Annotated in this window: 26 protein-coding genes; 14 read left to right on the forward strand and 12 right to left on the reverse strand. The window is 66.0% G+C overall.

Features of this window, described 5'->3' with window-relative positions; genetic code table 11:
• Window positions 1–12 precede the first annotated feature (12 nt).
• From AB4Y35_RS32310 to AB4Y35_RS32320, 3 genes are all read left to right on the forward strand, one after another.
• Window positions 13–1,194 (forward strand): acetyl-CoA C-acetyltransferase, encoded by a 1,182-nt coding sequence (locus tag AB4Y35_RS32310; RefSeq protein ID WP_368685958.1) that lies wholly within the window; start codon window positions 13–15, stop codon window positions 1,192–1,194.
• Window positions 1,195–1,452: 258 nt separating this feature from the next.
• Complete coding sequence (gene phbB / locus AB4Y35_RS32315) at window positions 1,453–2,196, forward strand: acetoacetyl-CoA reductase (protein ID WP_368707613.1); 744 nt, start codon at window positions 1,453–1,455, stop codon at window positions 2,194–2,196.
• Window positions 2,197–2,427: 231 nt separating this feature from the next.
• Window positions 2,428–3,183 (forward strand): IclR family transcriptional regulator, encoded by a 756-nt coding sequence (locus AB4Y35_RS32320; protein ID WP_368707614.1) that lies wholly within the window; start codon window positions 2,428–2,430, stop codon window positions 3,181–3,183.
• Window positions 3,184–3,195: 12 nt separating this feature from the next.
• On the opposite strand, the gene AB4Y35_RS32325 is transcribed toward AB4Y35_RS32320, so the two are convergent.
• A complete protein-coding gene (locus tag AB4Y35_RS32325) occupies window positions 3,196–3,774 on the reverse strand; it encodes a VOC family protein (RefSeq protein WP_368707615.1) in 579 nt (192 codons plus the stop codon).
• A 145-nt stretch (window positions 3,775–3,919) separates the two neighbouring features.
• Between AB4Y35_RS32325 and AB4Y35_RS32330 the strand changes: the two genes are divergently transcribed.
• From AB4Y35_RS32330 to AB4Y35_RS32340, 3 genes are all read left to right on the forward strand, one after another.
• On the forward strand, window positions 3,920–4,771 hold the full coding sequence (locus tag AB4Y35_RS32330; protein ID WP_368707616.1) for a fumarylacetoacetate hydrolase family protein: 852 nt from the start codon (window positions 3,920–3,922) through the stop codon (window positions 4,769–4,771).
• Between the two features lie 84 nt (window positions 4,772–4,855).
• The gene (locus AB4Y35_RS32335) at window positions 4,856–6,397 is read left to right on the forward strand and encodes a bifunctional 3-(3-hydroxy-phenyl)propionate/3-hydroxycinnamic acid hydroxylase (RefSeq protein ID WP_368707617.1); all 1,542 of its coding nucleotides are present in this window, start codon (window positions 4,856–4,858) and stop codon (window positions 6,395–6,397) included.
• Window positions 6,398–6,524: 127 nt separating this feature from the next.
• The gene (locus AB4Y35_RS32340) at window positions 6,525–7,847 is read left to right on the forward strand and encodes an MFS transporter (protein ID WP_368707618.1); all 1,323 of its coding nucleotides are present in this window, start codon (window positions 6,525–6,527) and stop codon (window positions 7,845–7,847) included.
• Window positions 7,848–7,866: 19 nt separating this feature from the next.
• Here AB4Y35_RS32340 and AB4Y35_RS32345 read toward each other — a convergent pair whose 3' ends face one another.
• Window positions 7,867–8,247: a hypothetical protein gene (locus AB4Y35_RS32345; RefSeq protein WP_368707619.1), complete on the reverse strand. Its 381-nt coding sequence runs from the start codon at window positions 8,245–8,247 to the stop codon at window positions 7,867–7,869.
• A 197-nt stretch (window positions 8,248–8,444) separates the two neighbouring features.
• On the opposite strand from AB4Y35_RS32345, the gene AB4Y35_RS32350 reads away from it, so the two are divergent.
• Window positions 8,445–9,023, forward strand: coding sequence for a hypothetical protein (locus AB4Y35_RS32350; protein WP_368707620.1), 579 nt, complete (start codon window positions 8,445–8,447; stop codon window positions 9,021–9,023).
• 33 nt (window positions 9,024–9,056) lie between these two features.
• The gene (locus AB4Y35_RS32355; RefSeq protein ID WP_368699079.1) at window positions 9,057–9,293 is read left to right on the forward strand and encodes a hypothetical protein; all 237 of its coding nucleotides are present in this window, start codon (window positions 9,057–9,059) and stop codon (window positions 9,291–9,293) included.
• A 39-nt stretch (window positions 9,294–9,332) separates the two neighbouring features.
• On the opposite strand, the gene AB4Y35_RS32360 is transcribed toward AB4Y35_RS32355, so the two are convergent.
• From AB4Y35_RS32360 to AB4Y35_RS32380, 5 genes are all read right to left on the reverse strand, one after another.
• Window positions 9,333–10,121, reverse strand: coding sequence for an ABC transporter substrate-binding protein (locus tag AB4Y35_RS32360; RefSeq protein WP_368707621.1), 789 nt, complete (start codon window positions 10,119–10,121; stop codon window positions 9,333–9,335).
• A 51-nt stretch (window positions 10,122–10,172) separates the two neighbouring features.
• On the reverse strand, window positions 10,173–11,327 hold the full coding sequence (locus AB4Y35_RS32365) for a pyridoxal phosphate-dependent aminotransferase (protein ID WP_368707622.1): 1,155 nt from the start codon (window positions 11,325–11,327) through the stop codon (window positions 10,173–10,175).
• A 158-nt stretch (window positions 11,328–11,485) separates the two neighbouring features.
• Window positions 11,486–12,364 carry a LysR substrate-binding domain-containing protein gene (locus AB4Y35_RS32370; protein WP_368707623.1) on the reverse strand — a complete coding sequence of 293 codons (879 nt, stop codon included), beginning with the start codon at window positions 12,362–12,364 and terminating at the stop codon, window positions 11,486–11,488.
• Window positions 12,365–12,439: 75 nt separating this feature from the next.
• A complete protein-coding gene (locus AB4Y35_RS32375) occupies window positions 12,440–13,507 on the reverse strand; it encodes a hypothetical protein (RefSeq protein WP_368707624.1) in 1,068 nt (355 codons plus the stop codon).
• Window positions 13,504–14,859: an MFS transporter gene (locus tag AB4Y35_RS32380; protein WP_368707625.1), complete on the reverse strand. Its 1,356-nt coding sequence runs from the start codon at window positions 14,857–14,859 to the stop codon at window positions 13,504–13,506. Before AB4Y35_RS32380 ends, AB4Y35_RS32375 begins: the two co-directional genes overlap by 4 nt.
• 127 nt (window positions 14,860–14,986) lie before the next feature.
• On the opposite strand from AB4Y35_RS32380, the gene AB4Y35_RS32385 reads away from it, so the two are divergent.
• Together AB4Y35_RS32385 and AB4Y35_RS32390 are read left to right on the forward strand one after the other, a co-directional pair.
• The gene (locus tag AB4Y35_RS32385) at window positions 14,987–15,895 is read left to right on the forward strand and encodes a LysR family transcriptional regulator (RefSeq protein WP_368707626.1); all 909 of its coding nucleotides are present in this window, start codon (window positions 14,987–14,989) and stop codon (window positions 15,893–15,895) included.
• Between the two features lie 110 nt (window positions 15,896–16,005).
• Window positions 16,006–16,416 (forward strand): hypothetical protein, encoded by a 411-nt coding sequence (locus AB4Y35_RS32390; protein ID WP_368707627.1) that lies wholly within the window; start codon window positions 16,006–16,008, stop codon window positions 16,414–16,416.
• A 29-nt stretch (window positions 16,417–16,445) separates the two neighbouring features.
• On the opposite strand, the gene AB4Y35_RS32395 is transcribed toward AB4Y35_RS32390, so the two are convergent.
• Window positions 16,446–17,348 (reverse strand): LysR family transcriptional regulator, encoded by a 903-nt coding sequence (locus AB4Y35_RS32395; protein ID WP_368707628.1) that lies wholly within the window; start codon window positions 17,346–17,348, stop codon window positions 16,446–16,448.
• A gap of 120 nt (window positions 17,349–17,468) precedes the next feature.
• On the opposite strand from AB4Y35_RS32395, the gene AB4Y35_RS32400 reads away from it, so the two are divergent.
• From AB4Y35_RS32400 to AB4Y35_RS32410, 3 genes are all read left to right on the forward strand, one after another.
• On the forward strand, window positions 17,469–17,990 hold the full coding sequence (locus AB4Y35_RS32400) for an SRPBCC domain-containing protein (protein ID WP_368707629.1): 522 nt from the start codon (window positions 17,469–17,471) through the stop codon (window positions 17,988–17,990).
• Window positions 17,987–19,000, forward strand: a complete 1,014-nt coding sequence (locus AB4Y35_RS32405; protein WP_368695550.1) for an NAD(P)-dependent alcohol dehydrogenase — start codon at window positions 17,987–17,989, stop codon at window positions 18,998–19,000. Before AB4Y35_RS32400 ends, AB4Y35_RS32405 begins: the two co-directional genes overlap by 4 nt.
• 224 nt (window positions 19,001–19,224) lie before the next feature.
• On the forward strand, window positions 19,225–19,536 hold the full coding sequence (locus AB4Y35_RS32410; protein WP_368707630.1) for a high-potential iron-sulfur protein: 312 nt from the start codon (window positions 19,225–19,227) through the stop codon (window positions 19,534–19,536).
• A gap of 316 nt (window positions 19,537–19,852) precedes the next feature.
• Here the strand turns inward: AB4Y35_RS32410 and AB4Y35_RS32415 are convergent, their stop codons facing one another.
• From AB4Y35_RS32415 to AB4Y35_RS32425, 3 genes are all read right to left on the reverse strand, one after another.
• On the reverse strand, window positions 19,853–22,033 hold the full coding sequence (locus AB4Y35_RS32415) for a glycoside hydrolase family 28 protein (protein WP_368707631.1): 2,181 nt from the start codon (window positions 22,031–22,033) through the stop codon (window positions 19,853–19,855).
• Window positions 22,034–22,302: 269 nt separating this feature from the next.
• Complete coding sequence (locus tag AB4Y35_RS32420) at window positions 22,303–22,695, reverse strand: cupin domain-containing protein (RefSeq protein WP_368707632.1); 393 nt, start codon at window positions 22,693–22,695, stop codon at window positions 22,303–22,305.
• Window positions 22,696–22,777: 82 nt separating this feature from the next.
• Window positions 22,778–23,620, reverse strand: coding sequence for a helix-turn-helix domain-containing protein (locus AB4Y35_RS32425; protein WP_368707633.1), 843 nt, complete (start codon window positions 23,618–23,620; stop codon window positions 22,778–22,780).
• A gap of 296 nt (window positions 23,621–23,916) precedes the next feature.
• Between AB4Y35_RS32425 and tatA the strand changes: the two genes are divergently transcribed.
• Window positions 23,917–24,144 (forward strand): Sec-independent protein translocase subunit TatA, encoded by a 228-nt coding sequence (gene tatA / locus AB4Y35_RS32430; protein WP_368707634.1) that lies wholly within the window; start codon window positions 23,917–23,919, stop codon window positions 24,142–24,144.
• A 36-nt stretch (window positions 24,145–24,180) separates the two neighbouring features.
• Here the strand turns inward: tatA and AB4Y35_RS32435 are convergent, their stop codons facing one another.
• On the reverse strand, window positions 24,181–24,831 hold the full coding sequence (locus AB4Y35_RS32435) for an ureidoglycolate lyase (protein ID WP_368707635.1): 651 nt from the start codon (window positions 24,829–24,831) through the stop codon (window positions 24,181–24,183).
• Window positions 24,832–24,838: the final 7 nt, after the last annotated feature.

Consider the following 24,838-nt stretch of genomic DNA (forward strand, 5'->3'; position numbering starts at 1 on the left):
CAGGAGCTCAACATGACTGACATTGTGATCGTTTCGGCCGCACGTACGGCAGTAGGCAAATTCGGCGGCTCGCTCGCGAAGGTGGCGGCGCCCGACCTGGGCGCGATCGTCATCAAGGCCGCGCTCGAGCGCGCGGGTGTTACGCCCGAGCAGGTGAGCGACGTGATCATGGGTCAGGTGCTCACGGCCGGTTCGGGCCAGAACGTGGCGCGCCAGGCGTCGATCAAGGCGGGCCTGCCCGCGGCCGTTCCCGCCATGACGATCAACAAGGTGTGCGGCTCGGGCCTGAAGGCGGTGATGCTCGCGGCCAACGCGATCATCGCGGGCGATTCGGACATCGTCGTGGCCGGCGGCCAGGAGAACATGAGCGCCGCGCCGCACGTGCTGCCGGGCTCGCGTGACGGCTTCCGCATGGGCGATGCGAAGCTCATCGACAGCATGATCGTCGACGGCCTGTGGGACGTGTACAACCAGTACCACATGGGCGTGACGGCGGAAAACGTCGCGAAGGAATACGGCATCACGCGCGAGGAGCAGGACGCGTTTGCGGCCCTGTCGCAGAACAAGGCGGAAGCCGCGCAGAAGGCCGGCCGCTTCGACGCGGAAATCGTGCCGGTGGCGATTCCCCAGCGCAAGGGCGAGCCGCTGCAGTTCGCGACCGACGAGTTCGTGCGCCACGGTGTGACGGCCGAATCGCTCGCGGGCCTGAAGCCGGCGTTCAACAAGGAAGGCACGGTGACGGCGGCGAACGCGTCGGGCATCAACGACGGCGCAGCGGCGGTCGTGGTGATGTCGGCGAAGAAGGCCGAGGCACTGGGCCTCACGCCGCTCGCACGCATCAAGGCGTACGCCAGCGGCGGCGTCGATCCGAAGGTGATGGGCATGGGCCCGGTGCCGGCGTCGAAGCGGGCGCTGGAGCGCGCGGGCTGGTCGGTGAACGACCTCGATCTCATGGAGATCAACGAGGCGTTCGCGGCGCAGGCGCTGGCCGTGAACAAGCAGATGGGCTGGGACACGTCGAAGATCAACGTGAACGGCGGGGCGATTGCGATCGGTCACCCGATCGGCGCGTCGGGCTGCCGGATTCTCGTGACGCTGCTGCACGAAATGCAGCGCCGTGACGCCAAGCGCGGCCTGGCCTCGCTGTGCATCGGCGGCGGCATGGGCGTGGCGCTCGCGCTCGAGCGCGCTTGATTCAGCTTGATCCCGCTATCAAGGCAGTAAGCAGAGCAGTATGGAGGTATCAGGCGGTTCGTCGCGCGAAAAGCAGCGGCGATCCGCCTGTAGCAGCAACCACGCGCAATACTAGAAATTGACCAGAAGCCGCGCGGTATTCGCCTTGTCTTCGTCCTGGGTGGAAGGATGAAGCCGGGCAACAGTGTATGTGGCGCCTGCACGCGTAGCGCGTAACGCCACGGTTTTAGTGACGCTCAACTCTCGCGGATATATAGGATGACTAATCGTATTGCATTGGTGACAGGTGGTATGGGCGGCCTTGGCGAGGCCATCAGCGTGAAACTGCATGACGCGGGTTATCGCGTCGTCGTGACGCACTCGCCCGATAACACAGGCGCGAAGGACTGGCTGGCGCGCATGAAGGAGACCGACCGCGAATTCCACGCCTACGGCATGGACGTGGCCGACTACGATTCGTGCCAGCGCGGCGCGCAGAAGATCCAGAGCGAGATCGGCCCTGTCGATATTCTCGTGAACAACGCGGGCATCACGCGCGACATGACGTTCCGCAAGCTCGACAAGGTCAATTGGGACGCCGTGCTGCGCACGAATCTCGACTCGATCTTCAATATCTCGAAGCCGCTGTGCGACAGCATGGTCGAGCGCGCGTGGGGCCGCATCATCAACATTTCGTCGGTGAACGGTTCGAAGGGTTCGGTCGGCCAGACCAACTACGCCGCGGCGAAGGCCGGCATGCACGGCTTCACGAAGTCGCTCGCGCTGGAAGTGGCCCGCAAGGGTGTGACCGTGAACACCATTTCGCCGGGCTATCTCGCCACGAAGATGGTGACCGCCATTCCTCAGGACATTCTCGACTCGAAGATCCTGCCGCAGATCCCGATGGGCCGTCTCGGCAACCCCGGTGAAGTCGCGGCGCTCGTGCTGTTCCTGTGTTCGGACGAAGCGGGCTTCGTGACGGGCGCAAATATTCCTATCAATGGCGGCCAGCATATGCAATAAAGCTATGCTAAACATGCATCTCGCATGAATGATGTCAGGCGAATTTCGCCTCGACGATGCAAGGTGCATGTGGCATGCGGTAATCCATACCGACCGCCGCATTGCAGGGCACGTGTAAAGCGTGCCCTGCAATGCGGCGGTTTTGCATGGTGCCGCCGGGATTGCGGGGCACGAACGCGGTCAAGCGTGCCGCTATAATTGGCCACCCCACGCGTGACCGGAGACCGGCCTTTGTCGAGCATTGCGAAACTGCTGTCCATCCTCGAACTCTTTTCCGAGGCGCGGCCTTTTCTTTCCGCCGAACAGGTGGCGGCCGAACTGCAATGCTCAGTGCCGACCGCTTACCGCTATCTGCGCGAACTCGTCGAGACGGGCATGCTGCTGCGCTTCGTGGGCGGCGAATATGGCCTCGGCCCGCGCATCATCACGCTCGACTACCATTTGCGCATTTCCGATCCGCTGTTGAAAGCGGGGCAGCCGGTCATGCGCGAGCTGGCGGAGCAATCGGGCTTCGATGCCGTCATGTCGCGCTGGTACGGCAATGAACTCGTCGATACGCATCGGGAATCGCACGACGCCGTATTCGACCTGCGCTATGGCCGTGGCCGTCCGCGTCCGCTCTTTCTTGGCGCCGCGCCCAAGGCGATCCTTTCGACGTTTCCGAAGGCGAAACTCGCCGCGCTGTTCGAGCAGTACCCCGAAGACATCGCGGCCAGCGGACTCGGCGGCTCGCTCGAAGAATTCCGCGCGAGCCTGCTCAAGATCCGCCGCGCGGGCTTCTATCTCTCGAAGGGCGAACTCGAAGCGGGCATGTCCGCCGTCGCCTCGCCGCTGTTCACCGATGCATCGGGCGAAGCCGTGGCCGCGCTCGCGCTCGTCGTGCCCGAACAGCGCCTCGCGTTCTTCAATCTCGAGCGCGTGGTCGAGGCCGTGAAGGAAGCCGCCGCGCGCATTTCCACGCGCGTGCGTGCGTTGATCGAGTCGTAAAACGGCGCGGCGTCACGCTACGCCCATCCGCGCCGCCATCTCCCTCTCCCACACCGCGCGTGGCCGGAAGCCCGGCAACGTGCTCGCATGGCGCTCGACCTCGGCCAGCAATGCGGCGTCGGGCAGCGTGAAGTCCACACTCACGCGCATGGGCTGATCCACGTACCACGGCGTGTCGATGAAGATCTCCAGCCGGTTGCCCTCCGGGTCGCGCGCGTAGAAAGAGATCGCATTGCCGTGCGTGACCGGCACGATCTCCTCCATCCCTTCCTCCACGAAGCGCCGGTGAAAGTGCTTGAGCGTGGCGAGGCTGTCCGCCTCCAGTGAAATCTGGTTGATCGGATTGAACGGCAACTGCTCGGGTCTGCCGCTCGCCAGCACGATCTGGTGATGCACGCGGGGATCGCGGCTGAGAAAGACGAGGCTGACCGTGCCGCGCGGCGAGGGCAGCGTGCCGCGGTCCGTCACCGTGAATTCGAGCACCCGCGTATAGAAGTCTTCGACCTTCGCCATGTCGTTCACGAAAAAGCCCATGTGGCTGAGCGTGAGGCCGGTTCGCTTCGGGGTTGGGTCGATGTTCGGCAGAGTCATGCTGTCTCCAGTGGTAGTGATAAACCCTGATAAAAATCAAGTTGTGTCGCGCGTTTTTCGTAGTGTATTCTCAAAATACGATAAACGCACCAATAAATGCGCGTCCCGATTTCAAGGAAAACCCACTCTTTATCATTGGAGCATCATGAAACTCGCCAGCTTTTCCACCCATGAAGGTTCGTCGTTCGGCGTCGTGCGCGATGGCGCGGTGTTCGACCTCAAGAAGCGCCTTGGCGGCCGTTATGCCGACCTCAAGTCGCTGATCGCAGCCGGCGCGTTCGCCGAAGCGCAACGCGCCGCAAGCGAAGGCAAGGGCGACTATCCGCTTGCCGAAGTCACGCTCGAGCCCGTTATTGCGAATCCGCAGCAGATCTTCTGCGTGGGCCTGAACTACGCGGAGCACGTGAAGGAGACCAATCGCGAGACCACCGAGCAGCCCGTGATCTTCATGCGCGTGCCGGCTTCGCAGGTGGGCGCGGGCGAACCGATGCTGCGTCCGCGCGAGTCCACACAGTTCGACTATGAAGGCGAGATTGCCGTGATCATCGGCGAGGGCGGGCGGCGCATCGCCGAGGCCGACGCATGGCGTCATATCGCGGGCTACAGCTGCTACAACGACGGCTCGGTGCGCGACTGGCAGCGCCACACGGGCCAATGGGGACCGGGCAAGAACTTCTACCGCACGGGCGCGTTCGGCCCGTGGATGGTCACGAGCGACGATATCGAGCCGAACGCGCTGATGACGCTCGTCACGCGTCTGAACGGCCAGGAAGTGCAGCGCGCGACCACGGAGATGCTGATTCACGGCATTGCGAAGCAGATCGCGTATCTCTCCACTTTCACGCCGCTGTTCCCCGGCGACGTGATCGTGACCGGCACGCCCGGTGGCGTGGGCGCGAAGCGCAATCCGCCGCTCTTCATGAAGCATGGCGACGTGGTGGAAGTCGAAGTGGATCGCATCGGTACGCTCAGGAATCCCGTCGCGGACGAAGTGTAAGCCGCAGGACGCCGCCCGCGCGCTGCGGGCGGCGCAGTCATCCACGCAGTTTCCACGCAGTAAGCCATGGATCAGGTGAATGGGATGAAGGATGTCGTAAACAATTCGGTATGCAAATCAAATTCGGAGCCCGACTATGACGTCGCGATCGTCGGCTTCGGGCCGACAGGCGCGACGCTCGCCAATCTGCTCACGCTGCGCGGCCTGAAAGTCGTGGTGTTCGAGCGCGACAAGGATGTGTTCCAGCTGCCGCGCGCCGTGCACTTCGACGGCGAATGCATGCGCGTGTTTCAGGCTGCCGGGATCGCGCAGACGCTGCTGCCCAATCTCTTCGTCGGCCCCGGCATGAAGTTCGTGAATGCACGCGGCGAGCTGATGATCGACTGGACCCGGCCCGGCGGCATCGGCCCGCAAGGCTGGTGCGCAAGCTACAAGTTTCATCAGCCGGATCTCGAACGGGCGTTGCGTGCGCAACTATCGATGCGCGGCGGCGCCGACGTGCTCCTGCGTCACGAGGTGTTCGCGCTCGACGAACGCGACGACCACGTGCGGATCCGCTTCGAGGATACGGCGCAAGGGCGCCTCGCCCACACCACGGCGCGCTACGTGGTGGGCTGCGACGGCGCGCGCTCGACCGTGCGCCGCTTCATCGGCACCGAGCTGGCCGATCTGAAATCGCACGAACGCTGGGTCGTGGTGGACGTGCTGCTGGAGGGCGAGCGCGCCGATCTCGGCGACTACTCGATCCAGTACTGCGACCCCGCGCGGCCGACCACCTACACGCGCGGGCCGCACAACCGCCGCCGCTGGGAAATCATGGTGATGCCGGGCGACGACGAGCGCCGCATCGGCACGCCGGAATGGATCTGGGAGCGGCTCGCACGGTGGATCACGCCCGGGCACGCGCAACTCGAACGCTCGGCGATCTACACGTTCCATTCGGTGATCGCGCAGGGCTGGCGGCGCGGGAGGCTGCTGATCGCGGGCGACGCCGCTCACCAGACGCCGCCGTTCATGGGGCAGGGCATGGCCGCGGGCATACGCGACGCCTCGAACCTCGCATGGAAGCTCGCCGACGTGATCGACGGCGCGCTGCCCGATACGCTGCTCGACACCTACGAGAGCGAGCGCGAGCCGCACGTGCGCACGTTCATCGAAACGGCGGTGCAACTGGGCGGCGTAATCCAGGCCACCGACAGCGACGCCGTTGCCGCGCGCGACCGCGAGATGACGGCGGCGATTCGCGAGTTCCGCACGCCCCAGCCGCGTCTGGGCCCGGGCTGGCACGCCGGTGCGGCGGGCGGCGATATCGGGCCGCAACCCGTGTTCGAAGACGGCTCGCGCCTCGACGACGCCGTCGGTTATCGCTTCGCCCTGATCGTCGACGAAGCGCTTGCGCAACACGCGCAGGACGCGCTGACGAACGCAGCGCAAGGCGCGCGCGTGGCGATCGTGCCGGCCACGCGGGAGCCGCTGCGCGCCTGGCTTGCGGAAACCGGCGCGCGCGCCGTGCTGCTGCGGCCCGACCGCTACGTCGGCGGCGTGGCGCACGACGCGCTCGAACTGGACGCGCTGCTCGCACGCGCAGGCGTTGTGCGTGCGCCGCGGCGGCGCGAGGCCGCTTGATCCGACGCCCGGGCGGTTCGCAATGAAACGCGGCTGCACGGGCCGATGTTTTTGAAGAAGAGGCGCAGGACGAAGATCCGCTAGCAGCAACCCCAAGCGCCGCCAGGTCCATCAACAAGGAGAGCATATGGAGACGACACCCTCACTGCCAGCGTCGCACGCCGCGGCGCCTGGCCTGACCCGCGCCCAGTGGAAGATGATCCTCATTGCGAGTCTGGGCGGCTCGCTGGAATTTTATGATTTCGTGATTTACGGTTTCTTCGCGCATTCGATCGCCGCGCAATTCTTTCCGGCGAGCGACCCGCTCGTGAGCATGCTGCTCACGTTTTCGGTGCTCGCGATCGGCTATATCATCCGGCCGCTCGGCGGCATCGTGCTCAGCAGCCTGGGCGACCGCATCGGGCGGCGGCCCGTGTTCGTGGGCTCGATCGTCGTCGTGACGCTTGCGACGATCTGCATCGGCCTGTTGCCCAATTACGCGCGCTGGGGCGTTGCCGCGCCCATCGCGCTGATCGGCCTGCGCGTGCTGCAGGGCTTTTGCGTGGGCGGCGAAATGCCCGGCGCGATCACCTACGCGGTGGAAGCGGCGCCGCGGCGCGCGGGCCTCGCGGCCGGCGTGATCGTCTGCGCGATCAACACGGGCGTGATGCTCGCGACGATCGTCAATCTCGTCGTGCAGTCCGCGCTCACGCCCGCCGACGCCGCGAGCTACGGCTGGCGCATTGCGTTCCTCGTGGGCGGCCTGTGCGGGATCGTTTCGTATCTGCTGCGCCGCAATCTCGACGAGTCGCCGGAATTCAAGCAAATGCAGGGCGCCGTGGTGAAGCAGCCGTTTCGCGAAACGCTGCGCCACCATCGCGGCGCGGTGGTGGGCGGCGCGCTGTCGATTGCGGTGATGGCGGGCTTCAACGGCGTGCTCTACGGTCACATGCCCGCGTATCTGATTGAGACGTTGAAATACGCGCCGCGCGAGGCCGCGCTCGCCCAGAATGCGTACTTGCTCGTGAGTTCGGTGGGGCTGCTTGCGGCGGCCTGGGCTGGCGACTTCGTGCCGCGCCGATACCTGCTGCGCGTGTCGTGCGTGCTGCTCGCCGCGCTCGCCTGGCCGTTCTATACCGCGCTCGCAGCGCACAGCGTGAACGTGGTCGTGCTGTTCGTGCTCGCCGCGCTGGTGTTCTCGCTCGCCAGCGGCACGTGGGCCGCGGTCCTCGCCGACCTCTTTCCGGTGCAGGTGCGCTTTAGCGGCATCGCGCTCGCCTACAACGTTTCGGTGGTCGTGTTCAGCGGTTTTGCGCCGTTGCTCTGCGCGGCCTTCGTGCGCATGAGCGGGTCGCCGGCTGCGCCCGCGTGGTACGTGATCGGCTCGGCGCTGGTTGCGCTGGTGGCGAACCTCGGGCTGCACGCGTCGTCGCGCTCGCGGGTGGAGCGCCCGGCGGCAGCCGCGGGTTAGACCTTCGTCCTCGCGTGGCTCAAGGAAAGCCTTGCGGCGTTTCGAACTCCGAATCGTCGACGTCGATTTCAATCGAGCACGCGCCCTCCGTGGCGGGCGGCGTCTGCCTTGCCTCGAAGCGCTCGCGTACGCGCTCGCGAATGCGCTGCTGGATCATGCGCCGGCGCGCCGTGTCCATCGCGGCGTAGCGGTCGAGCTGCGCGCGCGCGAAGCGCAGCGTGGCGGCGCAGCGCGCGTCGAGCGTGGTGTCGCGGTGCGAGTCCACGACCCACGAAAGCTGGATGACGATCGTCTCGCCCTCGTCGATGAGGCTGACCGCGGGCCGCTTGGGCGAGTCGAAAATAGTCGCGACAGCGATCTGGATTTCCTCCAGACGCTGGTCGAAATCGAAGGTGTTCATAGGGGCTCCCGTCTCGATGGCTGCTTCCCGGTGACCTCGCAGCGCGCATCGGGCGTTCCAGCCGCACCTGGGCACGCCCGATGCGCTAACCGGGAAGCGGCGGCGAACGCGCGCATCGCGTAGCGCGAGGCGAATGGCACGACGCGTGCGCGCTCGCTCAGGAACTTCCACTCATCGAAGCCTGCAAGGAGAGAGCCATGTCCATGATCGTTGCAAGCCGCTTCACGACCCTGCACGAAGCGGAAGTGGCCGTCGACAAGCTGCGTTCGAACGGCTTCGTCGGCGAGGATGTCGCCTCGTTCTTCGTGAACCCGAGCGGCCAGCACGCGCGCTATCCGGTGGGCGGCGACGAGTTCGTCGACCCGGGCGCGCGTGACACGTCGCTCGGCGCGGCCACGGGGGCGGCGGCGGGCGCGGTGCTCGGCCTCGTGCTCGGCGTGCTGATCTCGTATGTCGTGTTCCACTCGCTCGTGGTGCTCGCGGTGGCCGCCGGCGTGGGCGCCTATGTGGGCACGCTCGGGGGCGCGCTATGGCAGACGAGGGGCGGCGGCAAGGCGCGCCAGCCCGACATCGGCCACGAGCCCGACGGCACGCCGAAGGCGCGCGAGTCCGGCGTGCTGGTGGCCGTGCACGTGAGCCCCGGCACGCAGCACACGGCCGCGCAGGTACTGGGCGCGGCGGGCGGCATGGAGATCGAGCGCGCCGACGGCCGCTGGCAGCAGGGCCATTGGGCCGACTTCGACCCGACCCGCAGCGTCGAGCCGCTGCGCGAATGAGCGGCAGCGCGTTGCGCCGACAAGGAGCCAACCATGAAGCATCACGAGACGCCGGACGACGACGGCACGCACGTCAAGCGTCCGCAGCACGAAAGCAGCGAGCCGCTCGCGCGCCGCCATCCGCATGAGCCGCGCTCGGTGGGCCGCCAGGGGCATAGCGACGTGGAAAGCGGCCAGGAAGACACGGACCGCTGGGGCGGCGATGCGTACCAGGAGCGCACGAAGAACGACGCCCACGTGAACCGCAATTCGCGCGAGGGGCGGCGCTGAGTTCGCTCATGCCATGCCCCCGCCCCTGAGTGCGGGGTATTACTTGGGCGAAACGTCGATGTCGCCGAAGTATTTGTGCGCGAGCGAGGTGACCGTGCCGTCGGACTCGATCTTCGCGATGGCCGCGTTCAGGCGCTCGCGCAACGCCGTATCGCCCTTGCGGATGCCGAACGCCACGCCGCTGCCCAGAATCTTGTCGTCGCGCACGGCTTCGCCCACGAACGCGAAACCCTTGCCGTCGGGCTGCGAAAGAAAGCCCTTCTGGCCTGCGGGCGCGAGCACGAGCGTTGCATCGAGACGGCCCGCGCCGAGGTCCGCGTAAATCTGGTTCTGGTCCTGGTAGGGCACGACCGTCACGCTGGCCGGCTCCCAGTGCACCTTCGCATAGGTTTCCTGAATCGACGACTGCAGCACGCCGACCCGTTTGCCCTTGAGCGACGCGGCGGTGGCCACGAGTCCGCTGTCACTGCGCGCGATCAGACGGCTCGGCACGCGATAGATCACCGTGGTGAAGTCGATGGCCTCGCGGCGCTTTTCGGTCGCGTTCATCGCCGAGTTGATGGCGTCGAACTTGCGGCCCTGCAGCGCGGGAATCAGGCCGTCGAACGAGGTTTCGACCCATTTGCAGGTCATGCCCGCCTTCGCGCACACGGCATTGCCGATGTCGATATCGAAGCCTTGCAGCGTGCCGTCCGAGGCTTTGGTTTCGAACGGCGGATACTGCGCCTCGACGCCGAAGCGCAACAGGTTCGCATCGGCGAATGCCGATGCCGGGCCGATTACGCCATACACGCATGCGAGCGCGAGGAGCGCGTTGAGTCGCTTCATGGTGATCTCCTTGCCTGCCAGGCAGTTTCGTTGTGTTTCGAATCCGGTGCGCTAGATCGCGCAAAGGCGGCGTGCGCCTTCGAGCAATGTTTCGTCATCCTTGGCGAAGCTCAGGCGGATGATGCCTTCGTCGGTGCCGTCGGTGTAGAACGCCGAGAGCGGAATCGTCGCCACGCGTGCGTCGCGGATGAGCCGCAGCACGAAGTCGCTGTCGCGCTCGTCGGAGAAGGAGCGGAAGCGCGCGAGCATGAAAAAGCTGCCTTCGCTCGGCAGCAGTTCGAAGCGCGACGCTGCCAGCGCGCGCGCGAGCAGGTCGCGCTTGTGCTGGTAGAAGGCCGCGAGTCCCAGGTAGCTCTGCGGCTCGGCAAGCGCCTGCGCGAACGCATACTGCATGGGCGTGTCGGCCGAAAAGACCATGAACTGGTGGACCTTGCGGATCTCGTCCATCAGCGCGGCGGGGGCGAGGCAATAACCCACGCGCCAGCCCGTGACGTGATACGACTTGCCGAACGACGAAACGATCACGCTGCGCTCGGCCAGCTCGCGATAGCGCGCCATGCTCCGGTGCGGCGCGCCGTCGAACACCACGTGCTCGTACACCTCGTCGGAGAGAATCACGATGTCGGTGTTGCGCGTGAGCGCCGTGAGCCGCGCGATGTCGTCCTCGCCGAAGATCGTGGCCGTGGGATTGTGCGGCGTGTTCACGATGATCATGCGCGTGCGCGGCGTGATGGCCGCGCTCACGGCGTCCCAGTCGACGCGGAAATGCGGCTGCGCGAGCTTGATCGCCACGGGCTGCGCGCCCTGCAGGCGCACGATGGGCGCATAGCTGTCGAATGCGGGCTCGAAATAGATCACTTCGTCGCCGGGATGCACGAGCGCGCTGATCGTCGAGTACAGGCCCTCGCTCGCGCTCGCGAGCACGGTCACTTCGCTCGACGGGTCGTAGTGCGCGCCATGGAGTGTTTCGAACTTCGCGGCGAGCGCTTCGCGCAGGTCGGCCAGCCCCGCCATCGGCGCGTACTGGTTGTGGCCCGCGCGCATGGCGGCGGCCACGTCGTCCACGAGTTTCGCGCTCGGGTCGAAATTCGGCGCGCCTTGCGAGAGGTTCAGCGCCTGATGCTCGGCGGCAAGCTGGCCGATCACCGTGAAAATCGTCGTGCCTACATCGGGCAGCTTCGAGCGGGCCTGCGCGGCGCTCTGCATGGTCGGTCTCCCTTCGGGCGGCGCGCGGCCGCATGGTGTGACAAATGCGAGGTTGCCGGAAGATCGGGCCTTGCGCGGAGCGCCCCATTACGCCGAAAGAGCGGCCCGCATGCAATCGATTAATTCTCATGGCCGCCATGCGCTGCCCTCATGGCGTGCTAGGGCGTCGAGCGGTCCTGGCCCATCCAGTCGCTGAACAGCTGCACCTTCTTCTGCTGGGCCACGCACTCGGGGTACACGAAATAGTAGCGCGAGCCCGTGGGCACGGCGAGGTCGAAGGGCATGACGAGGCGGCGAGTCTCGACATCCTCGCGCACGAGCGTGCGGTCGGTAATGGCCACGCCGAAGCCCTGCATGGCGGCCGTGGCCGCGAGATCGAGCGATTCGAAGGTGGGACCGAGATCGGCATCGACCTGTTTCGCGCCCGCTTGCGCGAGCCACAGGCGCCAGTCGGCGTGGTCGCGCGTGGGGTGCAGCAGGGTCTGATGCGCGAGGTCGTCGGGCTTGACGAGCGGGCGGCGCGACAGCACCTCGGGCGTGCAGACCGGCGTGAGGTATTCGTCGAAGAGCGGCACCGCGTGGACGTCGGCGCCCGGCGACGAGCCGTAGATGATCGCCGCGTCGAACGGCTCCGCCTGGAAGTCGACTTCGTGTCCCCACGTGGTGGTGATCTGGATCTGCAGGTCGGGGTGCTCGTTCTGGAAGCGCATGATGCGCGGCAGCATCCAGCGCATCACGCAGGTCGGGACCTTGAGGGCCAGCTCGGTGCGCTGGCGCGTGAGGCGCTGCGAGGCTTCCTCGATGCGCCCGAAGCCGTCGCGCACGGCGGGCAGCAGTTGCTCGCCTTCGGCAGTGAGCGAGAGACCTTTGGACGAGCGGCGAAAGAGCGGCAGGCCGTAGTACTGCTCGAGCGCGAGGATCTGCCGGCTGACTGCGCCTTGCGTGAGGCAAAGGTGCTCGGCCGCACGCGTAAAGCTGCCGTAGCGGGCGACCGTTTCGAAAATCTGCAGGGCGTTGAGCGGGGGAAGGCGTCTCATGGCGGTCGTTGGGCGGCCGGGCGGGTGCGCGCAGCCGGCGGGAATCGAGCCGCTATGATACGACGGCCGCCCGCTTCAATCGTCTGCGCCGCCTGCGCCTGGCGCCTGGCTTGCCGCGCGTGCCGCGTCGATCGTGGCACGTGCGCCGAACAAAGCGCGTATGCCGGGCCCGGAGAGGAACATGGCCTCGGCGTTGTGGCCCGCACCCGGCACCTCGAACCACGTATGGCGCAACTGGGGATGCCGGGCGCCGAGGTAGGCGAAGTAGGCGCGGGCCCGCGCGAGCCGGTGCGGCCCCTGCGCGCTGGCCGCGCACGAACGGTCGAGCGCCGGATGCACGGGGTCGCAATCGCGCTCGCCTGCCAGATAGACCACTTCTCTTTCAAGGTAGCGGCGCTCGAGCGTGGCGGCATCGTGCATGGCCGCCGCATAGCGCGGGAGCTTGCGCATGCCGTACTTCCAGTCGTCGACGTCGGGGCACGCGGTGTGCCCCGCAGGCGCGAATCCGCCATCCGGTTGCGGGCGCAACGAATCGAAATACACCCAGGAAGAGGGATTCGCGATCACGAAGCGCAGGGTCACGCCGCGCTGCGCGCATCGCTCGGGCGCGGCGCTCAGGATCGCATAGCGATGCGCGACCTGGGCGCCGCCCGAATGCCCGGCGATCACGATTTCGCACAGCGCCGGATAACGGGCGCGGTCGGCAAGCTGCGCGACGAGAGCATCGAGCGCGTCGAACGAACTCAAGGGCGCCGGACCGCGCGCGTCGGCTCCGCCCATCCAGGCGGTCCATTCCCAGTGCAGCAGGTGCGCTGGCGCGCGGTGATGTTCGACATCGGCGCTGGCGAGGAACTGCGGCACCACGACGAGCGTGTCGTCGTCATGCGCGGAGGAGGCGGCGCGGGCGCGCAGTGTCGAGCGCAGGTAGGCGTCGGCGTCGCGCAGGCGGCCGTGCAGCACCACGAGCGCACGCGTGGCGCGCTCGTTCGCCGTGCAGCCGCCCACGAACATCGGCACGCTGCCGCTGCCTTGCGCCGTGACGACGCGCAGCATCACCTCGCCGATCGCGCGCACCGGGTACTCGTTGCGCGGGCGTTGATCGCTCGCTTGGCTCACGTCGCTCATGACGGACGGCTCGCTCATTCCAGCTCCGACTCGGCCGGCCACGCATTGGGCTCGCGAAAGAGACGCCGGCCCGACACGCTGGCAAAGACCAGCACGAGCGACACGATGCCCGTGACGATGAGATACCACGCCGGCACGATGCGCGAACCGGTTACCCCGATCAGCGTCGAGACCGTGAGCGGCGCCATGCCGCCGAACAGCGTGACGGCGATGTTGTACGAGAGCGCGACGCCCGTGGAGCGTGTGGACGTGGGGAACAGCTGCGTGAGCATGCCGGGGTGCGCGCCCGACATCAGGCTCAGCACGACGGTGGCGACCATCTGCGCGGCGAACACGCGCTCGGGCGTGGGCGCGGCGAGGACCCAGGCGAAGAGCGGCCAGGCGGCGCAGATCCACACGAGCGTCACGGGCAGGAACAGCCGGTACGCGCCGAAGCGGTCGGCGAGCTTGCCCGCGAGCGGATAGCCGACGATGCCGATGAGCCCCGACGCCGCCGTGCCGAGCAGCGCGCTCTTGAGCGGCAGATGCAGCTGGCGCTCGACATAGAGCGGCATATACGAATGCCAGAGATAGTTGGTCGCCGCGCCCACCGCGATCACGCCGACCGCGCACAGCGCCGCGTCGCCGCGCTCGCGCAGGAACGTGCGCAAGGACTGGCGCGGCGCATGGCCGAGGCGCTCGCGCAACTGCACGAACTCCGGCGATTCGGCGACCTTGTGGCGGATATAGAAGCCCACCGGGCCGACCAGCGCGCCGAGCAGGAAGGGCACGCGCCAGCCCCATTCGACGAGCGCCGCCGGCGAGAGCCGCGTGGTGAGCAGGAAGCTGCACGCCGAGGAAAGCAGCAGCGCGACGGCCTGGGAGGTCATCTGGAAGCTGCCATAGAACATCTTGCGGCCGGGCGGCGCGTACTCGGTGAGCATCGACGCGGCGGTGGCGAACTCGCCGCCCACCGAAAGCCCTTGCAGGATGCGCGCGAGCAGCACGATGAGCGGCGCGGCGATGCCGATCGACGCATAGCCGGGCGTGATGCCCATGAGCAGCGTGCTCGCCGCCATCAGCACGATCAGCGCCGACAAGGTCCTGCGCCGCCCGTAGCGGTCGGCGAATGCGCCGATCACGACGCCGCCGAGCGGCCGCACGACGAAGCCGATCGCGAACGTGGCGAGCGTGAGCGTGATCGACAGAAAGCTGCTCTGCACGGGGAAGAACACGTGCGCGATGGTCTTCGCGAAGTAGCCGTAGATGAGGAAGTCGAACCACTCGAGCCCGTTGCCGATGACCGAGGCGAGCACGGCGCGGCGCACCTGCGAGGTGGTGAGGCGGGGCGCGTCGAGCGCCGCCGGGCCTGCTTCGAGAATGGATTGCATATGTCTCCGGAGGTCGTCGTTGGTGTTTTCCTCACAGACTAGGGAGTTGCGCGGCAAATGTAAAATACATATCGGATGGGGTTGCCATATCCAATGCCTATACCAATCCTTTTGCCGGAGCGTCCCGATGGAGCTACGTCACCTGCGCTACTTCCTGGCGGTTTGCGAAGAGCGCCAGTTCACGCGTGCGGCCGCGCGCCTGCACATGCAGCAACCGCCGCTCTCGCAGCAGATCCAGGAACTCGAGCAGGAACTGGGCTTTGCGCTGTTCACGCGGCAGCCGCGCGGCGTGGAGCTGACCGCGCCGGGCGAGGCGTTCGCTGCTTGCGCGCGCAACCTTCTGCGCACGCTCGAGCAGGGCGTGACACACGCGCGGCGGGTGGCCCTCGGGCAGGTGGGCAAGCTGCATGTGGCGCTCACGAGTTCGGCCGCGTTTCATCCGCTCGCGCCAGCCGTGATCCGCGCGTATCGCGACGCGCATCCCGACATCGCCATCGAGCTCAGCGAGATCAACGCGGCCGAGATCATCGAGATGATGATGAACGGGCAGGTCGATGTCGCGATCCTGCGCAAACCGATCGAGACGCCCGCCGAGCTGCGCTTCGAGCGCATCGCCCAGGAGCACATGCTGCTCGTGCTGCCGGCGGGCCACCGGCTGGCGGGGACGCGGGCGGTGTCGCTCAAGCGCCTGGCGGGCGAGCCGTTCATCTTCGTGCGGCGGCCTGGCGCCCCCGGCATGTACGCCGATTTCGTGCGCGCCTGCGAAGCCCAGGGCGTGCAGTTGCGCGTGGTCGACGAGGTGCCGCGCATGGTCACCGCGATCAATCTCGTGGCCGCGGGCGGCGGCGTGACGCTCGTGCCGGCTTCGATGCGGCGCTACCAGCAGGAGAGCGTGCGCTACTGCCGCGTGGCCGGGGACGAGGCGTTTCGCGCGCCGCTGCATCTCGTGACGAAGCCCGCCGTGCACAATCCGGCGGTGGAGCGGTTCCGCGAAACCGTGTTTGCGTTTGCCGGGCGCTCGCGCGAGGACCGTTGAGCCTTTCAAATATTTTCGTTGCGCCCCTTTCGGATTGCGCCGACCTGCCGTTAACCCGTATGCCTCGATACGGACGCCAGGCGCAATCACAAGAGCAAAACGAATAAACAGTGGCAACGAGAATCATCGAAGGAGCGGCAGTGCGGGCCGCCGCCGGGCGCGAGGCGCCCATTGCAGGGCGCCCGGCGACGGTGCGCCTGCTCATCAAGCTGCGCGAGCACAAGGCGCGGGTCGTGCTGCTGGCCGTCGCGGCGGGCTGTGTCGTCGCGTTCGCGTCGTGGCTGGACGATCAGTTGCGGCCCGCGCTCGAAGCGCGTGAGCGCAATGAACTGAGCGAGGAAGCGGCCGAGGAACTGCGCGCGGCCGTTGCGCCCTGCGTGCCCAGCGCGGGGCACAGCCATACCTCGTGGTGCGGCGCCGTGAGGATCGTGCCGCCACCGCCAGGACCCGTTACGCCGCTTCCTCTCATCGCGGGTGCGCCCGCGGCGTTCTGCACGGCCAACGGCAGCCCGTCCTGCTGATCGCCTTTACGCGCGCCGACGTGACGGCATCATCCCGGCGCCTCGCTCGCCAACGCCTCACACGTCTCGAACAACAACGCGCGCGCCCACTGATGCCCTGGCGAGCGATGCGTGCGCTCGTGCCACGCGAGCGTCTTGGTGAACCCCGGTATCGCGAGCGGCGGCTCGACCACGGCGAGCCCCGCTGCGTCCTTCACGAGCCGTGACGGCACGACCGCAATCAGGTCGCTCGTCAGCAAGATATCGGGCAGCACGAGAAAGCTGTTTACCGACACCGTCACGCGACGTGTGCGCCCCACGCGCGCCAGCGCCTCGTCCGTGACGCCGCTCAGGCTCCCGCCCGCATACGAGACCAGCGCATGATCGAGCGCGCAAAACCGATCCAGCGTGAGCCGCCGCTGGGCGGCGGGGTGATCCGCGCGCATCACGCACACGTAGCGCTCGTCGAACAGGCGCCGCGCATGCAGATCAGCGGGCGTAGTCTCCGGCGTGATCAGGGCCAGATCCACGTCGCCGCTTTCCAGTTGCGCCTGCAGCCGCTCGTGCTGCACCGGCACGATCATGGCGCGCACGCCGGGCGCCGTTTCCCGCAGCCGCGCGAGATACGGCACGACGACTGCGCGCAGCGCGTAGTCGGTGGAGGCGAGGGTGAGCGTCATCTCGGCCTCGGCCGGTGCGAAGGCCTGCGGCTGCAGCATCTGCTCGATCTCGCTCAAGACCTGCTTGAGCGGCGCGGCCAGTTGCAGCGCGCGTTCGGTTGGCACGATGCCACGTTGCGAGCGCACGAACAGCGGATCGCCGAAACTCTCACGCAGACGCGTCAACATCGCGCTCACGGCCGGCTGCGTGAGCGACAGACGCTGCGCGGCGCGCGTGACGTTGCGTTCGTCGAGCAGGGCGTCGAGCGCCCGCAAGAGATTCAGATCGAGCATTCTGATATCAACACGGTTTATGGCCGAAATAATGAGTCGCGATTGGATTTATTTCAGCATAGCCCGCATGATTTCTCGTGTCCACCGCACCGAAACCGACAGCATCGAAAGGTAACGAACATGAACGAGATTCTCTGGCCCGAAGACTACTTGCCCGGCACGACCGATAACTTCTGTTCCAACGAAGTGATCGTGGCGGGCCTCTCCACTGCCGACGTCTGGCCGCTGCTCAACAACGCGATCGTGTGGCCGAGCTATTACAGCAATTCCGCCGATGTCGGCTTCCACGACGGCCTGGGCCCCGAGCTGAGCGCGGGCGCGCGTTTTCAGTTCAAGACCTTCGGCTTTCCGGTGCAGGCCAAAGTGACCGAGCACGTGCCACCGGCCGCGGGCCAGCCCGCGCGCGTGGCGTGGCACGGCTGGGCCGAGGGCGACGCAGAAACGCGTCTGGACGTGATTCACGCCTGGCTCATCGAAGACCTTGCCGGCGGCCGCGTGCGCGTGCTCACGCAGGAATCGCAGAAGGGCAAACCGGCTGTGACGCTGGCGAAAACGCGCCCGAATCCGATGATCAACGGGCACCAGGACTGGCTCGACGGCCTGATCGACGCCGCGCGCAAGGCGAAGGGAGCACGGCCATGAAGGCCGCCGTGGTGCGTGCGCCGGGCGGGCTCGACCGCATCGAGCTGTGCGAGATCGCCGAGCCCGGCGCGCCCGGCGCCGGCGAGATCCGCGTGGAGCTTCACGCCACGTCGCTCAATTTTCACGACCTGCTGGTCGCCAATGGCGCGATCCCCACGGCGGATGGGCGCGTGCTGATGTCCGATGGCGCGGGCGTGGTGTCGGCGGTCGGCGCGGGCGTGACGGAATTCAAGCGCGGCGACCACGTGGTGTCGTGCTTCTTCCCGCAATGGGCGGACGGGTTGCCGTGGCAGGCCGTGGGCAACTTCGCGCAGACGCCCGGCGACGGCGCGGACGGCTTCGCGACCTTGCACGCCGTGCGGCCCGCGAGCGCCTTCACGCTCGCGCCGCGCGGCTGGAGCTACGCCGAGGCGGCGACGATCACGACGGCCGGGCTCACCGCTTGGCGCGCGCTGGTGGCCGACGGCGGCCTCAAGGCCGGCGACACCGTGCTGACGCTCGGCACCGGCGGCGTGTCGATCGCGGCGCTGCAGATCGCGCGGATGATGGGCGCTTCGGTCATCGTCACGTCATCGTCGGACGAGAAGCTGGCGCGTGCGAAGGCGTTGGGCGCCGACCAGGTGGTGAACTACCGGCAACACGAAAAGTGGGGCGCGCTCGTGCGCGACATGACGGGCGGCAAGGGCGTGGATCACGTGATCGAAGTCGGCGGCCCGGGTACGCTCGCCCAGTCGATCGACGCGGTGCGCGTGGGCGGCCACATCGCGCTGATCGGCGTGTTGACCGGACGCGAAGGCACCGTGCCGACCTCCGTCCTCATGGCGAAGCAGGCGCGCCTGCAAGGCTTGATCGTGGGCAGCCGGCGCCAGCAGCAAGAGTATGTCGCGGCGCTCGACCAGGCTGGCATTCGCCCCGTGCTCGACCGGACGTTCGGGCTGGACGAGCTGGCCGATGCGTTTCGTCATCAGCAGGCCGGGGCGCATTTCGGGAAGGTCTGCGCGGCCTGGTGAAACCGATGCGGCGCTGTTGTGGTGCCGCGTTTGCGCTCGTCATGAAAATTGCTTGGCATAGCGAAATAATTAAAAGCGCCATGCGAAGTGCTGCAATGTTTCCGTTCTTTACAACGGATCACGAAGTGATATAAATAAATAGCACACGGAAAAAACACGAACGAATCGGCCAGCTGATCAGCAACAACGAGAGCCGGGTACGTTCCATGCTCAGGAGCCCCACCATGCCGCTTTCCCGTCGTCGCTTCATGATCCTTGCCGCCTCCGTGGCTTCCACGGCGGCGCTTTCCAGCGAGTCGCGCGCCGACGCGCCGGTGCTCTCCGAGAGCGACCCGACCGCCATGGCGCTCGGCTACAAAGCCGACGCGAGCAAAGTCGACAAAACCAAGTTTCCGCGCTTCCAGGCGGGGCAGACCTGTGCGAACTGCCAGCTGTTTCAGGGCAAGCCGGGCGCGCCGAATGGCCCGTGCGCGACTTATGGCGGCAAGATCGTCGACGCCAAAGGCTGGTGCAATGCCTACGTGAAGAAGGCCTGAGCCATGCCCCGCGAGGGGTAGGCTACAAGCCATCGAGCAATGCGTTTCGGGAGGCGCCATGAAGGCGGTGTGCCCGTTGCACGGGCCAACGACCATCGTCGGTACTAACGCGTACGGGTTTCCGGTGTATGCGTGTTGCCGCGACGACATTCCCTTTGTCATGCCGCCGGACGCCTGTACGCGCGAGCCGGTGGGCTCCGGAAACAAGCCGGCGCCGAAACGCCGGCAACCTCCGGCAGACAAGGAACCACACTGACGAACCGATCGCCACGCACACGGAACGCGTTTGCCTGCGTCCGTGTGCGTGGCGTCGGCATCAGGTCGCCGGTGCGGTCAGCGACGTGTTGTAGGTGGTGCCTGCGATCACCACATTGGTCAGCGTAATGCCGCTCACGTTGCTCGCGAAGACCGGCCCCGGTGCGGCCGTCGCCGCTGTCGAAGGCGTGGTCGGCACCGCGCCCGTGCACACCGGGCTGCCGAGGTTGCAGTTCGAGATCGTGACGCCGCTGATCGGACTCACGGTCGGCACCGGCAGCGCACCGTTGTAGTCGACCGCCTCGGGGCCCTGCATGACGATCGCCTGGAAGCACGAGTTCGACCCGGCGACGAAGCCCGAAGGCATCGAGTACGACACCGCGCCCGACACGTTGCTCGCGTTCACGTTGGTGATGTTGATGTTGCTGATCACCGATGGACTCCAGCGCACCGCGTCGCCGGATGGGCTGTAATCGCAGTCGAACGTGATCAGGCCGCCTTGGCCCGTCGACGGGTTCGTGGCGAGACCGGTCGTGCCCGTGCCCGTGATCTTGCTGATCGCGGCGCCCAGCGAGCCGCCGCCGTATTTCCCCGCGAGGTTTACGCCGTTGGCGAGCGTCACGCCGTTGATCCAGACGTTGTCGATGAAGCCGCCGCGGTTCATGTTGCTCTTGAAACGCAGCGCGATATTGAGCGGATTGCTCGCCCAGTTCTCGTTTTGCATCGTCAGATTGCGGGCGTAGACGTTGCGCACGCCCGCGCTCATTTCGCTGCCGATCGTCAGGCCGCCGTGGCCGCTTTGCATCGTGCAGTTCTGCACGACGATGTTCTGCATCGGACCGTACTCGGTGTCGAGATACTTGCCGGACTTGATCGCGATGCAGTCGTCGCCGGTGTTGAACTGAACGTTTTGCACCAGCACGTGATTGCACGCGTCCGGATCGAAGCCGTCGTTGTTCGGTCCGATGCTGTCGGCAAACACGCCGTCGATCACCACGTTCGTGCAATCGGTGGGATGGTGTTGCCAGAACGGCGTGTTCTGCGTGTGGTAGTTCTGCAGATACACATTGGTGCAGCCGATGAACTCGATCATGCACGGACGCAGATAGTGACCGTTGCCGAAAATGCGGTTCTCGATGGGCACGCGCAGTTCGGAGAGCGCGGGCAGATAGTTCTGGTCCTGGTTCCAGCCCGTGCCCGTGAGCAGGGTCATCAGCGACGTCGTCACGCCGTACTGATTCGTGAAGGAGACGTTCGCCTGCGGGTTCTGGATCTGGCCAGCGGGGAGGCTCGTTAGCGCGACGTTGTTCGGATTCACATAGGCCTGAGAAGGCGTCGAGGAACCGGCGCAACCGTAGGTGTTGCTGCTTCCCTTGTAGGTCCACCAGCACGAGGTCGGCGCCTGGGTGCTCAGTTGCATCGGCGTCATCGCCTGACCGTTCAGCACGCAGGTGTTGTCGTCGGCGGTCACGGCGATGTTGGTCTGGCGGAATGCGTAGATCGGCGAGCCGAAATTCAGGCAGTCGTTCGCCTGCCAGCGCGTGTGGTAGAGATTGCCGTTCGCCGTCTTGTATGGGCCGTTTTTCGCATAGTCGGCAGGATTCGGGCTGAAATAGATCGTGCAGCCCGATTCGAGGTGGAGGTTCACGTGGCTCAGCAGCACGATCGGACCGCCGCAGTACCAGTTGCCGGCAGGCACCACCACGCGGCCGCCACCGGCACGGCTCGCGTCGACAATCGCGGCATTGATCGCCGTACTTGAGTCGTATTGCGTGCCCGTGTAGTCGCACGGCACCATCACGCCCGAGCCCGGGCTTTGCAGATCGCTGGTCGGATGCGCAGTCTGTTCCGTGCCGCCCGTCACCCATGGAATCTTGCCGCCCGGCCACGCGGTCGACGTAATCAGCGCGGAGGCGGGGAGCGTGCGCGCGCCGTAGCTCGTCACGTGAAAGTCGGCGCGGGAGAACAGCGAGCGATCGACGTGGGCAAGCCTCCTGATGATCGCCGTGGCCTGGCCCTCTGGACCCCAGATCGGATCGCCGGCAGAGTGGCCGGGCGGCTGCGGAATCTTGCCTCCGAAGGTGGCAGGCGTGGGAAACATGGAATCGGCTGCTGCCGCTGCGCGGCTGGCGGCGAGGAGGCTTGCGCCTGCGGACGCGCCGGCAAAGGCCATGAACGCGCGCCGCTTGGGCGAGGCGGGGGCTTCGGAGGACAGGGGATCGTCCTGGTCATGAGTTGCCATTTGATTCGTTCTCCTAGTTGTCTCGCTGGATTGTTTTGCTGCAGGGGGCGTGGCTCGACTTCGGCGGCGATTGGGCCGCGTGGCGACGCTAATGCGAACGGGAGAGGCACGGTTACAGCGGCGAGATCGAACAGGAGCGGCTGACTCGATCACCCTGGATATTGTTGTCAGACGACATCGAAATCGTCAATCAGATTCATCTAGGTGGTGTACCTGGGTTTCCGGGATATGCCCTGTGGCTGCGGGTAGCTTACGGTATTGTAAATTTGTCAGACGAGCGGGGGCGGCGTGTCGCCCGTGGGAACGATGCCCGCTGACTCGACCATCAGGATCACTGTCTTCTCCGGCGCTCGCGGGCGGTGCAGCTGGCCTTTACGCACGACAAACGCTTGTCCTGAGCTCAGATCGACGACGCGGTCCTCGAGATCGATCAGGAAGTGTCCGCTTACGACATAAAAGAACTCGTCCTCTGCGTCGTGTTTGTGCCAGTGATATGCGCCCTCCACGACACCCAGTCGAACGACCGACTGGTTCACCTCGCATAGCGTCTGGTTGTACCAGGGATGGCTGTTTGCGGCCACGAGGGCGGGCACGTCGATGATTTCGCCGAAGGCGTAGAGGACGTCAAGGCGCGTCAAATAAGGAAAGGCATCGTCGCTCACATCGATCTCCAGGAACGTCAGTTCATGTCGAACATGCGAGCCACTCTAGGCCGTGGCCGCACCGTGATCTTGTACCGGACCGTCAATCTTTGGTACGGGAGCGATCTACAAGCAGCTGCGCGCGATACGCGCCTGGTGTCAGCCCCATGCTGCGCCGAAAGACGCGCGTAAAGTGGCTTTGATCGGCGAAACCGGCGGCCTCGGCAATCGCGGCGAGCGAAAGGCGTCCGCGGGTCAATTGAGCGCAGGCGAAATCGAGCCGAAGCTGTCGCACGTACTCACCGACCGTACAGCCAAAGTGCTTGCGGAATTCACGCGCAAGGTGGTCGGCAGAAACATGGTTGTCCGAAGCAATTTCATCGAGCGTCAACGTCTCGCGAAAACGGTCGTGCAGCATGGCTTCCACGCGAGCGAGCCAGCGGCGCGACCCGACTACTGTCGCGGCGCGCGGGACGGACCGCTCGCACGCGGCAAGCAGTTCGAGTACCAGCCCTTCGACTGCCAGCGAAGTCGCCGAATCCTGCTCGCGGCATTCGCGGACCAGGCGGCGCATGAACGACAGCGGTGCGCCGCCTGCAAAGTCATCGGGACGATCGAGCACCCGGGTCCGGCCGCCAAGGCGCTGTGCCCAAGAGGTCGAAAACTCCAGATGGAGTGCCTTGCCGCCGGCCCCGTACCAGGTGTTGGCATGGGGCACGCCTGCGGGGAAAAACGTCAGTGACATCGGGCCTTCTTCGCCACGGCGGGCCGGCCAGGATCGGGTTCCGCAGCCGTTCAGCACGAAACAGAAAAACGGATTCACATGCTCGTGCTGCGGAATGATCAGATCCGTGGCGAAATCGGTCTCCACGAGCGAGATGCCGTCTTTACCGTAACGCAGGGAAGTGGTGCCGAAGTAGTCGCCCGGTTCAAGGACCCTAAGCATGGGAGGGCTCCCAAGAGACGTTGCAGCCGATATTAAACGCTTGTCTGGAACCGTTTGAAAAGCGGTCATGCGCTGGCAACGCTGAAGCCGTGCGCGCGCGAACACGGCCCCTTTTGTATTTGCATGTATCTACAGGGCGCGTGCGTACATACGCATACAAAACCGCTGTTCCAGGAAACGAGCGAGACACATCGGCGCGTTCCAATACGCCTGCTCAACATCGGGCGATACGCCGGGTCGGGCTGCAAGGTTCATGTCATTCGTCGCGAGCGACGGCAAAGAGAGGATTTTCAGTTATGGGTTCATTGAGCATCTGGCATTGGATGATCGTTCTTCTGATCGTGGCACTGGTTTTCGGTACGAACAAGCTACGGAACATCGGCGGCGATCTGGGCGTCGCGGTGAAGGGATTCAAGGAAGGCATGGCGCAAGGCGAAACGCCTGAACGGCAGCCTGCATTGCTGCACAGCGATGCCGTCGACGCGCAAGCAAAGGACGTGACCCGCTCGAGCGACGTCCGCTAGCCTCATCCGTCTCCGTGCGTCTGCGGGTGCAACGCGCTAGTCGCGCGCGATGGCGGCCTCGAGCAGACAGCCGAACTCTGTCGCAAATTCGACCGAGACGCGTGCATGAACAGCGCCTTGTTTGTCGAAGAATCGCTGCGTCCCCTCGAGCGTGAAGACGCCTTCGTGCCAGATGTTGGGGTGGATATAGAGACCCTGGCGTCCGTCGAAGCGAAAGCACACGAACTTCTCCGGCGTAATGTCGTCGCCCGGCAATGCCAGCGGCACGTAGAACGGGCGGCGATCGAGCGGAAAGAACAGTTGCCCGCCGTCCGGGTGATAGTTCGCATGCCATATCAACATGCGTTCGGGGGCGGCGGCGTTGTCTTCGCGTGCGTCTTCCGGCTCCGTTGCGTAGGCGAGAACATAGTTGCCGCCTACGGCTTCGTTTCGCCCGTAGAGAATGTCGCCGCGCCATGCGCTCACGAACGTGCCTTCGGTCGTGCCCGCTTCGTCGCCGGTACCCGGGTCGATCGGTCTTGACCCCATTGCAGGCCACTGGACGATTTCCACCTGGCATGCGTGCGGGTCGTCCACCAGCTTGCCATAGCCATTCAGCGTTGCCATGGTCGCGTCGACCACGGGCATCGCCACTCGCCGCAGGCCCCGAGGGAGGGCGGGATTGAGGTAGTCGATCTCTTTGCTCATTACGAAT

It is taken from the genome of Paraburkholderia sp. EG286A, from assembly GCF_040965375.1.
Classification (GTDB): Bacteria; Pseudomonadota; Gammaproteobacteria; order Burkholderiales; family Burkholderiaceae; genus Paraburkholderia.